This is a genomic window from Neobacillus sp. 114 (genome assembly GCF_030127045.1).
GTDB lineage: Bacteria > Bacillota > Bacilli > Bacillales > Cytobacillaceae > Neobacillus > Neobacillus rhizophilus.
Genome location: NZ_CP126144.1, coordinates 100001 through 114073 on the forward strand (window position 1 = coordinate 100001; position 14073 = coordinate 114073).

A 14073-nucleotide genomic window follows, 5' to 3' on the forward strand; every position below is an offset into this window, starting at 1 on the left:
GGCAGAGGATTCACCATATGGTGCCGTTTTATTATCCGAAAATGAAGAAGTTAGTATAATGATTAATGAAGAGGATCATATTCGGATTCAATGCCTATTTCCTGGGCTGCAGCTAAAAGAAGCATTAGATGCTGCCAACGAAATAGACGATTGGCTTGAAAGACATCTCCAATATGCTTTTGATGAAAAATACGGTTATTTAACAAGCTGTCCAACAAATGTCGGAACTGGTCTTCGGGCATCGGTGATGATGCATTTGCCGGGTTTAATTTTAACGCAACAGATTAACCGGATTATTCCAGCTATCAATCAATTAGGGTTTGTGGTTCGAGGAATTTACGGTGAAGGAAGTGAAGCACTCGGCAATATTTTCCAAATTTCCAATCAAATTACCCTTGGAAAATCTGAAGAAGACATGTGCCGCGATTTAATGGGTGTTGTCAGCCAGTTAATTTCACAGGAAAGGTCGGCACGTGAAGCATTACGAAAAACTTCGAACATACAATTAGAAGACAGGGTGTTCAGGTCCCTAGGGGTCCTAACCAACAGCCGGATTATTGAAACGAAGGAAGCTGCAAAATGTTTATCGGATGTTCGTCTTGGAATAGATATGGGATATATAAATTATGTATCAAAGAACATCTTAAATGAATTGATGATTTTAACGCAGCCTGGTTTTCTTCAGCAATATGCTGGAGGACCATTAAGACCGCATGAAAGAGACATAAGGCGGGCGGCATTAATTCGGGAACGTTTTATAATGGAATCTAAAAATATTGGTGAGGAGTGATAGTATGATGTTCGGCCGTTTTACTGAAAGAGCACAAAAGGTTCTAGCTTTAGCACAGGAAGAAGCAATTCGTCTTGGGCATAACAACATTGGAACTGAGCATATTTTATTGGGATTAATCCGCGAAGGTGAAGGGATTGCAGCTAAAGCTCTTTATGGCCTTGGATTAGGCTCAGATAAGATTCAAAAAGAAGTGGAAAATTTAATTGGCAAAGGGCAGGAAGCCTCACAGATTATTCACTACACTCCGAGAGCCAAAAAAGTTATTGAACTTTCAATGGATGAAGCGCGCAAACTAGGACATTCCTATGTCGGGACAGAGCATATTCTGCTTGGACTGATCCGTGAGGGAGAAGGGGTGGCTGCCCGCGTCCTTAATAACCTAGGGGTAAGCTTGAATAAAGCGCGCCAGCAAGTACTGCAATTATTAGGCAGTAATGAGAGTGGCGGGCAGCATGGCGGTGCATCCGTCAGTGCCAATACGCCGACACTTGACAGCTTAGCAAGAGATCTAACAGCCATCGCCAGGGAAGGCAGCCTTGACCCAGTGATTGGCCGCAGCAAGGAAATTCAGCGCGTGATCGAAGTGCTGAGCCGTCGGACTAAAAACAACCCGGTATTGATTGGTGAGCCAGGGGTTGGTAAAACAGCCATTGCGGAAGGCCTTGCCCAGCAGATTGTCAATAATGAGGTGCCAGAGATCCTTCGCGATAAGCGTGTTATGACACTTGATATGGGGACGGTAGTTGCCGGAACGAAGTATCGCGGCGAGTTTGAAGACCGTCTGAAAAAAGTAATGGATGAAATCCGCCAAGCCGGAAATATCATCCTGTTCATTGATGAATTGCACACATTAATCGGTGCCGGCGGTGCAGAAGGTGCCATTGACGCTTCCAATATTTTAAAACCATCGCTTGCCCGCGGCGAGCTGCAATGTATCGGGGCGACAACCCTTGATGAATATCGCAAATATATTGAGAAGGATGCTGCCTTAGAGCGCCGCTTCCAGCCGATTCGGGTGGATGAACCGACTGCGGAAGAATCCGTTCAAATTTTAGAAGGGCTGCGTGACCGCTATGAGGCCCACCATCGTGTTTCCATTACCGATGAGGCGATTGAAGCAGCGGTAAAGCTTTCCGACCGATATATCTCAGACCGTTTCCTGCCAGATAAAGCGATTGATTTAATCGACGAAGCAGGGTCGAAGGTTCGCCTCCGTTCTTACACCACACCGCCAAACTTAAAAGAGTTGGAAGTGAAGCTTGAGGAAGTGCGGAAGGAGAAAGATGCAGCCGTGCAAAGCCAGGAATTCGAAAAGGCGGCATCATTAAGAGATTCAGAGCAGCGCCTGCGTGAGCAACTTGAAGAAACGAAGAAAAGCTGGAAGGAAAAGCAGGGCAAAGAAAATAGTCAAGTAACAGTTGAAGATATTGCTAGCGTTGTATCCAGCTGGACTGGAATTCCGGTCTCCAAACTTGCAGAAACAGAAACGGCAAGACTGCTTAACTTAGAAGAAATCTTGCATTCCCGCGTGATTGGCCAAGAAGAGGCAGTCTTGGCTGTGTCCAAAGCGGTCCGCCGTGCGAGAGCAGGATTAAAAGATCCAAAGCGGCCGATTGGCTCCTTTATCTTCCTTGGCCCAACTGGGGTGGGGAAAACAGAATTAGCCCGTGCCCTTGCTGAAGCAATGTTTGGCGATGAGGATGCGATGATCCGTATCGATATGTCAGAATATATGGAGAAGCATTCGACATCCCGCCTTGTTGGTTCTCCTCCAGGATATGTAGGATATGAGGAGGGCGGACAATTAACCGAGAAAGTCCGCAGAAAGCCATATTCAGTTATCCTCCTTGATGAGATTGAAAAGGCGCATCCAGATGTGTTTAATATCCTTCTTCAGGTATTGGAAGATGGACGCTTAACTGACTCGAAGGGAAGAACAGTCGATTTCCGGAATACGGTTTTAATTATGACTTCTAACGTTGGTGCGGAAGCCCTGAAGCGGAATAAGTATGTTGGCTTTAATATTCAGGATTCTGCCGCTCAGGACTACAAGGACATGAAGGGCAAAGTCATGGAAGAACTGAAGAAAGCATTCCGTCCTGAATTCCTGAACCGGATTGATGAAATTATCGTCTTCCATGCGCTTGAGAAAAAGCATCTGGAGGAAATTGTCACCCTATTATCTGATCAGTTAATTAAGCGATTAAAGGAACAAAATATTGATATTGAATTAACACCTGCGGCAAAAGGGAAAATTTCCGAAGAAGGCTATGACCCTGAGTATGGGGCAAGACCACTTAAACGGGCTATTCAAAAACATATTGAAGACCGCCTGTCCGAAGAGCTGCTAAAGGGAAATTTATTGACTGGCCAGCTTGCTATTATTGACGTCGAGAATGGTGAATTTGTTGTCAGGTCAGCTGAGCACACGAGCTTGGCAAAATAATCATGTAAGATGAAACCAACTAAGGGAGGTACACGTAAATAATGTAAAATCGTGTACCTCTTTTTCCATGTAAGGGAACGTCTTTTTCGCACAGAGAGGAAGAGCAAGAATGGTAAAGCGAAAAACAAAATTCATGTGTCAGGACTGCGGATATGAGTCACCAAAATGGATGGGAAAATGCCCAGGGTGTGGCGGCTGGAATCGAATGGTCGAAGAAGTAGAGGTTACCGGGACACAAAGACGGGGAGCATTTGCCCATTCTCAGGGCGGTTCAGGCATTCTTTCTAAACCAGTTCCGATCACTTCGATTGAAACGGTCAGCGAGCCGAGAATCCATACTGATTTAAAGGAATTGAACCGCGTTCTTGGCGGCGGAGTCGTTAAGGGGTCATTGGTGTTAATTGGAGGCGACCCGGGCATCGGAAAATCAACGCTCCTTCTGCAAGTATCTTCACAGCTAGCAAAAAAAGATCATCAGGTATTGTACATATCCGGTGAGGAATCCTTACGGCAAACCAAGCTTCGGGCGGAACGATTGAACATCGCCTCGCCAAATTTAATGGTATATGCGGAGACAAACCTTGAGGAAATTAACAGGACCATTGAAAGCACTAATCCAAGCTTTGTCATTATCGATTCCATCCAGACGGTTTACCACCCGGAGGTTACCTCAGCACCCGGTAGTGTTTCTCAGGTTCGCGAATGTACGGCCGAATTAATGAGAATTGGCAAAACGAAAGGGATTGCTATCTTTATTGTCGGGCATGTTACAAAAGAAGGGTCGATTGCCGGTCCTAGGCTGCTCGAGCATATGGTGGATACGGTCCTTTATTTTGAGGGTGAAAGACACCATACCTACCGAATTTTACGTGCTGTAAAAAACCGCTTTGGATCTACAAATGAAATGGGAATATTTGAAATGAAGGAATTTGGTCTTGAAGAAGTCGAAAATCCATCGGAAATATTTTTGGAGGAGCGCTCTAGAGGTGCGGCAGGATCGACTGTTGTCGCTTCGATGGAAGGAACCCGCCCTGTTCTTGTGGAAATCCAAGCACTTATTTCGCCCACCAGCTTTGGGAACCCGAGAAGGATGGCAACAGGGATTGACCACAACCGGGTACCGCTCTTAATGGCTGTTCTAGAGAAGCGGGTCGGAATGCTTCTCGCCAATCAAGATGCCTATTTAAAGGTAGCCGGCGGAGTGAAATTGGATGAACCGGCAATTGATTTGGCGATTGCCGTAAGCATTGCTTCGAGTTTTAGGGACAAACCAACAAGGCCGACAGATTGTATTATTGGGGAGGTCGGCTTAACGGGAGAAGTCAGACGAGTTTCAAGAATCGAGCAGCGTGTTCAGGAGGCTGCCAAAATGGGATTTGAGCGGGTTATCCTGCCGGCTAATAATCTTAGTGGCTGGAATGGGCCAATAGGTGTAGAACTCATCGGTGTTTCGTCGGTCAGCGAGGCGCTGAAGGTGGCTTTGGGAGGGTAGCGGATGGACAATAAAAGATCAGGGGAACTATCCATTCATGATGTAGTACAGTTAATTGCACCGGGTACCCCTATTCGAGAAGGACTTGATAATGTTTTACGGGCCAATACCGGCGGCTTGATTGTAATTGGCTATAACGAAAAAGTAAAAGCGATTGTCGACGGGGGATTTGAAATTAATTGTTCCTTTTCACCAAGCTTTTTATATGAATTGGCGAAAATGGACGGGGCAATAATCTTAAATGAAACCGGAAATAAAATTTTGATTGCTAACGCCCAACTTGCCCCAGATACTGATATTGCCTCTACGGAAACAGGGATGCGGCACAGAACAGCCGAACGGGTAGCCAAGCAGACAAAAGCGCTTGTGATTGCAATTTCCCAGAGAAGAAATGTTATTACTTTGTATCAGGGGAATTTTCGTTATGCCCTCAAAGACATAGCTGTCATTTTAACAAAGGCGAATCAGGCCATTCAAACACTGGAAAAATATAAATCCGTCCTGGAACAAAGCATTACCAATTTAAGTATTTTAGAATTTGAGGATTCTGTTACGTATAATGATTTTCTGCTTGTCCTCCACCGCTTCGAAATGGTCTTAAAGATTAAAAATGAACTACTTGGTTTCCTGTATGAACTGGGGACTGAAGGCCGGCTGATTCGGCTGCAGATGAATGAAATATTGACAGAACTGGAAGAAGAAATGATGCTGATTATGAAGGATTATGCGTTTAATAGAGATGTAAAACCAAACGAAGTCCTGCAGCGGATGCAGACTATGACGTCGAGCGGGACCATAGACGACATAGTTTTGTTAAGGCTATTGGGGTACCTCGGCTATGTGCACCTCGATGAATACCGCAATCCGTGTGGATACCGGATTCTTAATAAAATCCCCAGGCTTCCTGCTGTCATCATCGAAAATCTTATCAATAACTTTGGTAATCTGACAAATATTCTTAATGCAACAGTTGAAGACCTTGATGACGTGGAGGGCATAGGGGAAATACGTGCGAATAAAATCAAAGAGGGCTTCAAATTAATTAGAGAGCGATTATATACGGATCGACATCTATAAAACTATTGAAATAATCTAAAAGGCTATGTTAAAATAAATGTTTTTCATTTATTTGACACTCCTATTTTTCGATGCTACCCTAGATTTTAACGTAACAAATTTGTTTCAAAATCAATACAATTTGGAAAAATAATCTTACTTGCAACGTTTCAATTTTCCTATTGTGTTTATAATGAAAAAGAGGAGGTGAAGGAATGTTAAAACGAATTGTGCAGGCGTGCTTTCTCATTACAGGGGGAACGCTTGGAATTTTGTTTTTGCCGCAATTACTTGTTCTACTTCATCTAAATGATAGCCAACTTATCAATAATTCCTATGTCACTGCTATTTTAGGTGCTATTATTTTTTATCTTATAACCTTTTGGGCAGTAGATTACGTTATTAATTTTATTAAATGGGCGGAAGATTCATTAGTAAAGATTCCTGTTACAGATGTTTTATTTGGAAGTATTGGTCTAATATTTGGCTTGTTGGTTGCCTTCTTGATCGGCTTTGCCCTAAATGCCGTACAAGTACCAATCTTAAATGAAGTGGCCCCGATTCTATTGACCTTGCTATTTGGGTATTTAGGATTCCAGGTGGGATTTAAAAAACGCGATGAACTTCTCGGTTTGTTTGGCCGAGGCAGCGGCAAGAAAAAGGCCTCTGAAGAGGAAACCGATAAGGCAGAATTTAAATCTTTAAAAATATTGGATACAAGCGTCATTATTGATGGACGCGTAGCTGATATTTGCCAAACGGGATTCTTGGATGGGACGATTGTCATTCCCCAATTTGTGCTTGAGGAATTGCAGCATATTGCGGACTCTTCTGACGTGTTGAAACGCAATCGCGGCAGACGAGGATTGGATATCTTAAATAGAATCCAAAAGGAGCTGGCTGTAAAGGTAGAGATTTACGAGGGAGATTTTGAGGAAATTCAGGAAGTCGACTCGAAGCTCGTTAAGCTGGCGAAAATAACGAACGGAATTCTTGTGACGAATGATTTTAACTTAAATAAGGTTTGTGAATTGCAAAATGTCTCCGTTTTGAATATCAATGACCTGGCAAATGCTGTGAAGCCTGTCGTTCTTCCAGGAGAGGAATTAACTGTTCAAGTAATCAAGGATGGTAAAGAATATCATCAAGGTGTTGCCTATTTGGATGATGGGACGATGATTGTCGTGGAAGAAGGAAGAGAATATATCGGCAAACGAATTGATGTCCTCGTAACGAGCGTCCTGCAGACATCTGCCGGCAGAATGATTTTTGCCAAACCGAAACTTTTAGAAAAAGCATTATAAAAAAGGATTGTGTTATATATGACTTACAAAGTCATTCTCCCTGCCGCCGGTTCTGGAAAACGAATGGGGGCGGGGAAAAACAAGCTTTTGCTTGAACTTGAAGGTGTGCCAATCCTCATTCATACACTTAAAGTTTTTGCGGATGATGAGGATTGCGAGACCATTATTTTAGCGGTAAATCCGCAGGATGAAAAAGAATTCACGGATTTAATCAATAAACATCATATTGAAAAGTCCGTCAGTATGGTTCCGGGCGGTTCTGAACGCCAGCACAGCATTTATAATGCGTTAAAAACCATCAAAACCGATGGAATAATTCTTGTTCATGATGCCGCCAGACCGTTTATCAAAAAAGAGCATATCCTCCGTTTAACGGGAGTAACAGAGGAGGCGGGTGCTGCCATTATTGGCGTGCCTGCAAAAGATACGATGAAAAAAGTCATGGGCGGTACTGTAACAGAGACTGTGGAACGTTCAAGCTTGTGGGCAGTGCATACCCCGCAGGCTTTTCGCATTTCCCTCCTCCATGAGGCCTATGAAAAAGCAGAAATAGACAGCTTTCTCGGCACTGATGATGCCAGTTTGGTAGAAAGATTGGGACATCCAGTGGCGATGGTGGAAGGCGATTATGATAATATCAAAATTACAACACCAGAGGATTTATTTTTTGCAGAAGCGATTTTAAAAAAGAGAAATATAAAAGCGGAAGCGCCTTGACCAGGGGTGACAGGCAGAAGACAAGCCTTCTTGACGGATTGGCTTCTGACCCCGAACCCCTAGGCGCTGTAGCTGGATAAAAAGGAGTTTGAATTATGTTTCGAATTGGTCAGGGCTTTGATGTTCATCAATTAACCGAGGGACGCCCTCTGATTATTGGTGGTATCACTATTCCGTATGAAAAAGGGCTGATGGGGCATTCCGATGCCGACGTATTATTACATACCGTCTCCGATGCCTGTTTAGGGGCAATTGGCGAAGGTGACATCGGAAGGCATTTTCCTGATACCGATCCAAACTTTAAGGACGCTGATTCGGCCAAGCTGATGGAGCATGTCTGGGGAATCGTGAGAGAAAAAGGTTATGAGCTTGTTAATGCTGATTGTACAATCATTGCCCAAAAACCAAAGATGGCTCCCTATATTGGCGAGATGCAGGCGCGGATTGCCGAGCTTCTCGAGGCATCTCCGGAGCAGGTCAATGTGAAAGCGACCACAACCGAAAAGCTCGGGTTTCCTGGAAGAGGTGAAGGGATTGCGGCCCAGGCGGTTGTTTTGTTAAAAAAGGTTGGGGTTTAGACTTTATTGAGGTTCTGCCAAGTGATAAAATATATCGGTATGAGAACCAAATGGAAAAAGTGGAGGCATTATGATGTCAAATGATATTAGAGTAAGGTACGCTCCAAGTCCAACCGGACATTTACATATCGGGAATGCCCGTACGGCACTGTTTAATTATTTGTTTGCCCGCAATAAAGGCGGCAAGTTTATTATCCGAATTGAGGATACCGATAAGAAACGTAATATTGAAGGCGGCGAGCAAAGCCAATTAAAATATTTAAAATGGCTTGGAATGGACTGGGATGAAAGTGTTGATGTCGGCGGTGAATACGGTCCGTACCGCCAATCGGAAAGAAACGATATTTATGAAACCTACTATAAGCAGCTTTTAGAGAATGGAAAGGCTTATAAATGCTACTGTACAGAAGCGGAATTGGAGAAAGAACGGGAAGAGCAAATTGCCCGTGGTGAAACCGCCCATTACTCCGGTAAGTGCCGGCATTTAACTCCGGAAGACCGTTCCCGTTTGGAGGCAGAAGGCCGCAAGCCAAGCATCCGCATTATTGTTCCGGAAGGGGAGACGTATACCTTTGATGACATGGTTAAAGGAACCGTATCCTTTGAATCAGATACGATTGGCGGAGACTGGGTAATGGTTAAAAAGGATGGAACGCCAACCTATAACTTTGCGGTTGCCATCGATGATCAACTCATGGAAATCTCGCATGTTCTGCGCGGTGATGACCATATCTCCAATACGCCAAAGCAATTGGTGGTATACCAGGCATTGGGCTGGGAGCCGCCAATTTTCGGACATATGACACTAATTGTGAATGAAAGCCGTAAGAAATTAAGCAAGCGGGACGAGTCCATCATTCAATTTATCGAGCAATATGAGGAATTAGGATATCTGCCAGAAGCATTATTTAACTTTATTGCTTTGCTCGGCTGGTCGCCTGCAGGGGAAGAGGAGATTTTCGCGAAAGAAGAATTTATTCAAATCTTTGATGCGCAGCGACTGTCCAAATCACCGGCATTATTTGATAAACAAAAGCTTGCCTGGATGAACAATCAATATATGAAAAAAGTAGAGCTAGAGCGGGTAGTGGAACTTTCCCTGCCGCATCTATTCAAGGCCGGCCGTGTCAGCGAGAACCTGTCAGAGGAAGAACAACAATGGGTCCACACTTTGGTTTCTCTCCTTCAGGAAAAAATGAGCTTTGGCGCGGAAATCGTCGAGCTTTCGGATATGTTCTTTAAGGATGAGGCAGACTATGAGGAAGAAGCGAAGGAAGTACTCGCAGGCATTCAAGTTCCTGAAGTGTTAAAGGCTTTTGCACAGGAGCTTGATCAGCTTGCTAGCTTCCAGGCAGAAGGCATTCAGGCCGCGATGAAGGCTGTCCAAAAATCAACAGGTCAAAAGGGGAAAAACCTGTTTATGCCAATACGAGCAGCTGTTACCGGGCAAACCCATGGACCAGATTTGCCAAAATCGATTGAACTTTTAGGCCGCGAGAAAGTTCAAAATAGAATTAAGCAAATTATTAGTTAACATTCAAGAAAAAATGTAATATAGTATAAGTATTATAAAACGAGCTAAAGCTTTGATGAGGAAAAGTAGAAAAATGATGCTTGAAAGAGAGAACCATCACCGGCTGAAAGTGGTTTAAGCCGCTCATTTTTTGAAAATGCACCTCTGAGCCCCGCTTCGAAACAGATTGCCTCTGGAGTAGATTTGGGCGGAACCTTTCCGTTAACAGGTAGAGTGAGGCCATATAAAATGCGCACACAGTTTCTGTGTTAGTATTCATTGTGACCTAATCAGAGTGGAACCACGTTAAAATCAAGCGTCTCTGTCTTTATGACAGAGGCGTTTTTTATTTTATAAAAAGGGGTATAAAACAAAAGGGGGAGTATCAATGTTCAAAACATTGAAGGAGGATATTGATGTAATATTTGACCAGGATCCGGCAGCAAGAAGCTATTTGGAAGTAATTCTAACTTATTCAGGTCTGCATGCCATTTGGGCTCACCGCTTGGCGCATGGGTTCTATAAGAGAAAATTGTTTTTCATTGCTCGAGTTATTTCACAAGTAAGCCGCTTCTTCACAGGAATTGAAATTCATCCAGGGGCAAAAATAGGCAGGAGATTTTTTATCGACCATGGAATGGGTGTTGTTGTTGGGGAAACCTGTGAAATTGGCGATAATGTTACGATTTATCAAGGGGTCACACTAGGCGGTACAGGGAAAGAAAAAGGAAAGCGTCATCCGACTATTAAGGATAATGTTCTCATCTCCACTGGTGCCAAGGTTTTAGGCTCGATTACCATCGGTGAAAATTCCAAAATCGGCGGCGGATCGGTAGTTTTAAAGGAAGTTCCGCCAAACTCCACGGTCGTGGGAATTCCGGGAAGAGTCGTCATGAAGGACGGCATTCGTGTTGGTAAAGATTTAAACCATTCCGACTTGCCAGACCCGGTTGCGGATCGCTTTAAAGATTTGCAAATGGAACTGGATCATATGAAAAAGGAACTGGCAGAATTAAAAGAGGAAAGGACAAAAGTCAATGGCCATTCAACTGTATAATACACTTACCCGCAAGAAAGAGAACTTTGTACCGCTTGAAGAAGGCAAGGTCAAAATGTATGTTTGCGGGCCAACTGTCTATAATTATATCCATATCGGAAATGCGCGCCCGGCAATTGTATTTGATACGGTCCGCCGTTATTTAGAATACCGTGGTTACGACGTCAAATATGTATCCAACTTTACGGATGTCGATGATAAATTGATCCGCGCTGCTAATCAGCTCGGAGAAGATGTTCCAACGATTGCGAATCGGTTTATTGAGGCCTATTTTGAAGATGTTTTGGCACTAGGCTGCAAAAAGGCAGATGTCCATCCGCGTGTCATGGAAAACATGGATATCATTATCGACTTTATCAGCCAATTAATTAAGAAGGGCTACGCCTATGAGTCTGAGGGGGATGTTTATTACCGGACGCGCCACTTTGAGGAGTACGGCAAGCTTTCCCACCAGCCAATTGATGAACTGCAGGCAGGAGCTAGAATTGAAGTAGGCGAGAAAAAAGAAGATAACCTGGACTTTGCTTTATGGAAAGCAGCCAAGGAAGGGGAAATTTTTTGGGAGAGCCCGTGGGGTCCGGGAAGACCGGGCTGGCATATCGAATGCTCAGCGATGGCGAAAAAATATCTTGGTGAGACCATTGATATCCACGCTGGCGGACAGGATTTAACCTTCCCGCACCATGAAAATGAAATTGCCCAATCCGAGGCATTAAGCGGAAAAACCTTTTCCCGTTATTGGATGCATAATGGCTATATTAATATTGATAATGAAAAAATGTCAAAGTCACTTGGCAACTTTGTGCTGGTCCATGACATTATTAAGCAAATAAATCCGCAGGTGTTACGATTCTTTATGCTGTCCGTTCACTATCGCAATCCAATCAATTACAGTCAGGAGCTATTGGAGAGCACAACGGCAGCCCTTGAGCGGTTAACCACCTCCTATCAAAATTTAAAACACCGCCGTGAGAATAGCGCAAACTTGACGGAAAATAATCAAGAATGGCTTGATAAAATCAGCAGACACCGCGATGAATTCATCGAAGCGATGGACGATGATTTTAATACAGCCAAGGCCATTTCAGTTTTATTTGAGTTATCGAAACTGGCAAATTATTACCTCATGGAAAAAAATACAGCGGTAGAAGTCATTGATGCGTTTACAGCGCAATTCGAAGAGCTGTTTGCTGTTCTTGGTCTAACTTTTGAACAAGAAGAGTTACTGGATGAAGAAATTGATGACCTAATTGAACAGCGGATTCAGGCCAGAAAGGACCGTAACTTCCAATTGGCTGACCAAATTCGTGACCAGTTAAAGGAAATGAATATCATTTTAGAGGATACCCCACAAGGTACAAGGTGGAAAAGAGGCTAATTTAAATGCTTGATTACGATAAAACAGTCGATGCCAGCCAATTGAATAGTCTCGCACTTGCTTACATGGGTGACGCTGTTTATGAAACATATGTAAGGCGTCACCTCTTGTTCAGCGGGCGAGTTCGGCCTCATCAGCTGCACAGAGAAGGGACGAGGTATGTTTCTGCAAAAGCACAATGCCAGATTCTTTTTCAAATGATGGATGAAGGGCTTTTGCTAGAGGAGGAGATGGCGGTTGTTATGCGCGGCAGAAATGCGAAATCAGGAACTGTCCCGAAAAATACCGATGTTCAAACCTACCGATATAGCACTGCCTTTGAAGCCTTAATCGGCTATTTATATTTAACAGGAAGGAAGGACCGCTTAGAAGAACTCGTCCGTCAGTCGTTTTTCTATGTGGAAAATAAGAAAGGAGGAACGCCAACATGAATCAGGAACAAGAATACATCGTAGGTAAAAATCCGGTGATTGAGGCGCTAAAATCAAAACGGGATATCAATAAAATTTTAATTGCAGAAGGGTCACAGCGCGGGCAAATGCAGCAGATTACCCAATTGGCCAAAGAAGGAAATGTCCTCGTGCAATTTGTCCCAAAGAAAAAAATTGACCAGATTAGTGACCAGAACCATCAGGGTGTCCTTGCCTATGTCGCAGCCTATCAGTATGCCGAATTGGATGATTTGTTTGCGGCAGCGGAAAAGAAAAACGAGCCTCCTTTCTTTTTACTGCTGGATGAGATTGAGGATCCTCATAACCTTGGCTCGATTATGAGAACTGCGGATGCAGTCGGAGCGCACGGAATCATTATTCCAAAGCGAAGGGCGGTTGGCTTAACGGCAACAGTCGCCAAAGCTTCGACAGGCGCCATTGAATATATACCGGTTGTCCGGGTAACAAACATGTCGCGTACTATTGATGAACTAAAGGAACGGGGAGTCTGGATTGCCGGGACAGATGCGAAGGGAAAACAGGATTACCGGCAAATGGACGGAACGCTTCCGCTTGGCCTTGTGATTGGCAGCGAAGGAAAAGGAATGGGGCGGTTAATCCGTGATAAGTGTGATTTTCTCATTAATCTGCCAATGGCGGGTCATGTTACATCCTTAAATGCTTCTGTTGCGGCGGCACTGCTGATGTATGAGGTATACCGGAAACGGCACACTTTAGAGGGATAGTATATGGATATCCTGCTAGTCGATGGCTATAACATTATCGGGGCGTGGCCGGAGCTTAAAGCATTAAAGGACCGGGACCTTCCGGCAGCAAGGGACCGATTGGTGGAAAAAATGGCCGAATACCAGGCCTTTTCCGGCTTTCGGGTAATCGTTGTCTTTGATGCCCATTATGTAAAAGGAACGGAAAAAAAGTATAAAAATCACATGGTCGAAGTCATTTTTACGAAGGAAAATGAATCAGCGGATGAACGGATTGAAAAAATGGCGATCAGCCTGAGTAATCGAAGAACACAAGTTCATGTGGCCACTTCTGATTTCACAGAGCAATGGCAAATTTTTGGACAGGGTGCTTTAAGAAAATCTGCCCGTGAATTAGAAATAGAAATGTCTTCCATTGAAAAAGGCATTGAGAAAAAGGTAAAAAAAATTCAAGAGAAAAAACCTTTCTACAAAATACCGATTAGCGAGGAAATGGCAGAAATTTTTGAAAAATGGCGTCGAGGACAGAAGTGAGCTCTCGACTTCAAAAATTTTCTAATGTATAATAATACTATCTATGCTT

13 protein-coding genes and 1 other annotated feature (1 of these 14 running past the window's edge) are annotated in these 14073 nt (G+C 43.8%); all 13 genes read left to right on the forward strand.

The window, feature by feature from the left end; genetic code table 11:
- On the forward strand, window positions 1–790 hold the 3' portion of the coding sequence (mcsB, locus tag QNN06_RS00525; RefSeq protein ID WP_213121111.1) for a protein-arginine kinase McsB. 293 nt of this gene lie to the left of the window's left edge; the window shows 790 of its 1083 coding nt (coding positions 294–1083); its start codon lies beyond the left edge, outside the window; its stop codon occupies window positions 788–790.
- A gap of 4 nt (window positions 791–794) precedes the next feature.
- The gene (gene clpC / locus QNN06_RS00530) at window positions 795–3239 is read left to right on the forward strand and encodes an ATP-dependent Clp protease ATP-binding subunit (protein ID WP_213121110.1); all 2445 of its coding nucleotides are present in this window, start codon (window positions 795–797) and stop codon (window positions 3237–3239) included.
- Window positions 3240–3348: 109 nt separating this feature from the next.
- Window positions 3349–4731: a DNA repair protein RadA gene (gene radA / locus QNN06_RS00535; RefSeq protein WP_213121109.1), complete on the forward strand. Its 1383-nt coding sequence runs from the start codon at window positions 3349–3351 to the stop codon at window positions 4729–4731.
- A gap of 3 nt (window positions 4732–4734) precedes the next feature.
- Entirely contained in the window at window positions 4735–5808 is a 1074-nt protein-coding gene (gene disA, locus QNN06_RS00540) for a DNA integrity scanning diadenylate cyclase DisA (protein WP_213121108.1), read from the forward strand.
- A gap of 194 nt (window positions 5809–6002) precedes the next feature.
- The gene (locus tag QNN06_RS00545) at window positions 6003–7091 is read left to right on the forward strand and encodes a PIN/TRAM domain-containing protein (protein WP_213121107.1); all 1089 of its coding nucleotides are present in this window, start codon (window positions 6003–6005) and stop codon (window positions 7089–7091) included.
- A gap of 18 nt (window positions 7092–7109) precedes the next feature.
- The gene (gene ispD, locus QNN06_RS00550) at window positions 7110–7808 is read left to right on the forward strand and encodes a 2-C-methyl-D-erythritol 4-phosphate cytidylyltransferase (RefSeq protein WP_213121106.1); all 699 of its coding nucleotides are present in this window, start codon (window positions 7110–7112) and stop codon (window positions 7806–7808) included.
- A 95-nt stretch (window positions 7809–7903) separates the two neighbouring features.
- Window positions 7904–8386 (forward strand): 2-C-methyl-D-erythritol 2,4-cyclodiphosphate synthase, encoded by a 483-nt coding sequence (gene ispF, locus QNN06_RS00555; RefSeq protein ID WP_284036743.1) that lies wholly within the window; start codon window positions 7904–7906, stop codon window positions 8384–8386.
- Between the two features lie 73 nt (window positions 8387–8459).
- The gene (gltX, locus tag QNN06_RS00560) at window positions 8460–9920 is read left to right on the forward strand and encodes a glutamate--tRNA ligase (protein WP_284036744.1); all 1461 of its coding nucleotides are present in this window, start codon (window positions 8460–8462) and stop codon (window positions 9918–9920) included.
- Between the two features lie 43 nt (window positions 9921–9963).
- Window positions 9964–10226 (forward strand) — a binding site (T-box leader).
- A gap of 61 nt (window positions 10227–10287) precedes the next feature.
- Window positions 10288–10956 carry a serine O-acetyltransferase gene (gene cysE / locus QNN06_RS00565; protein WP_213121103.1) on the forward strand — a complete coding sequence of 223 codons (669 nt, stop codon included), beginning with the start codon at window positions 10288–10290 and terminating at the stop codon, window positions 10954–10956.
- A complete protein-coding gene (gene cysS, locus QNN06_RS00570) occupies window positions 10937–12334 on the forward strand; it encodes a cysteine--tRNA ligase (protein WP_284036745.1) in 1398 nt (465 codons plus the stop codon). Before cysE ends, cysS begins: the two co-directional genes overlap by 20 nt.
- A 5-nt stretch (window positions 12335–12339) precedes the next feature.
- Window positions 12340–12765, forward strand: coding sequence for a Mini-ribonuclease 3 (locus tag QNN06_RS00575; RefSeq protein ID WP_213121101.1), 426 nt, complete (start codon window positions 12340–12342; stop codon window positions 12763–12765).
- Window positions 12762–13511: a 23S rRNA (guanosine(2251)-2'-O)-methyltransferase RlmB gene (gene rlmB / locus QNN06_RS00580; RefSeq protein ID WP_284036746.1), complete on the forward strand. Its 750-nt coding sequence runs from the start codon at window positions 12762–12764 to the stop codon at window positions 13509–13511. The genes QNN06_RS00575 and rlmB overlap by 4 nt, the downstream gene beginning before the upstream one ends.
- Before the next feature lie 3 nt (window positions 13512–13514).
- Window positions 13515–14024, forward strand: a complete 510-nt coding sequence (locus QNN06_RS00585) for an NYN domain-containing protein (RefSeq protein WP_213121099.1) — start codon at window positions 13515–13517, stop codon at window positions 14022–14024.
- The last annotated feature ends 49 nt before the right edge of the window (window positions 14025–14073 follow it).

What these genes read in the sequence shown, in the direction of transcription:
- cysS (WP_284036745.1), top strand. Translation starts at nt 10,937, where the DNA reads ATGGCCATTCAACTGTATAATACACTTACCCGCAAGAAAGAGAACTTT.
- radA (WP_213121109.1), top strand. Translation starts at nt 3,349, where the DNA reads ATGGTAAAGCGAAAAACAAAATTCATGTGTCAGGACTGCGGATATGAG.
- QNN06_RS00575 (WP_213121101.1), top strand. Translation starts at nt 12,340, where the DNA reads ATGCTTGATTACGATAAAACAGTCGATGCCAGCCAATTGAATAGTCTC.
- ispF (WP_284036743.1), top strand. Translation starts at nt 7,904, where the DNA reads ATGTTTCGAATTGGTCAGGGCTTTGATGTTCATCAATTAACCGAGGGA.
- gltX (WP_284036744.1), top strand. Translation starts at nt 8,460, where the DNA reads ATGTCAAATGATATTAGAGTAAGGTACGCTCCAAGTCCAACCGGACAT.
- disA (WP_213121108.1), top strand. Translation starts at nt 4,735, where the DNA reads ATGGACAATAAAAGATCAGGGGAACTATCCATTCATGATGTAGTACAG.
- clpC (WP_213121110.1), top strand. Translation starts at nt 795, where the DNA reads ATGATGTTCGGCCGTTTTACTGAAAGAGCACAAAAGGTTCTAGCTTTA.
- cysE (WP_213121103.1), top strand. Translation starts at nt 10,288, where the DNA reads ATGTTCAAAACATTGAAGGAGGATATTGATGTAATATTTGACCAGGAT.
- rlmB (WP_284036746.1), top strand. Translation starts at nt 12,762, where the DNA reads ATGAATCAGGAACAAGAATACATCGTAGGTAAAAATCCGGTGATTGAG.
- QNN06_RS00545 (WP_213121107.1), top strand. Translation starts at nt 6,003, where the DNA reads ATGTTAAAACGAATTGTGCAGGCGTGCTTTCTCATTACAGGGGGAACG.
- QNN06_RS00585 (WP_213121099.1), top strand. Translation starts at nt 13,515, where the DNA reads ATGGATATCCTGCTAGTCGATGGCTATAACATTATCGGGGCGTGGCCG.
- ispD (WP_213121106.1), top strand. Translation starts at nt 7,110, where the DNA reads ATGACTTACAAAGTCATTCTCCCTGCCGCCGGTTCTGGAAAACGAATG.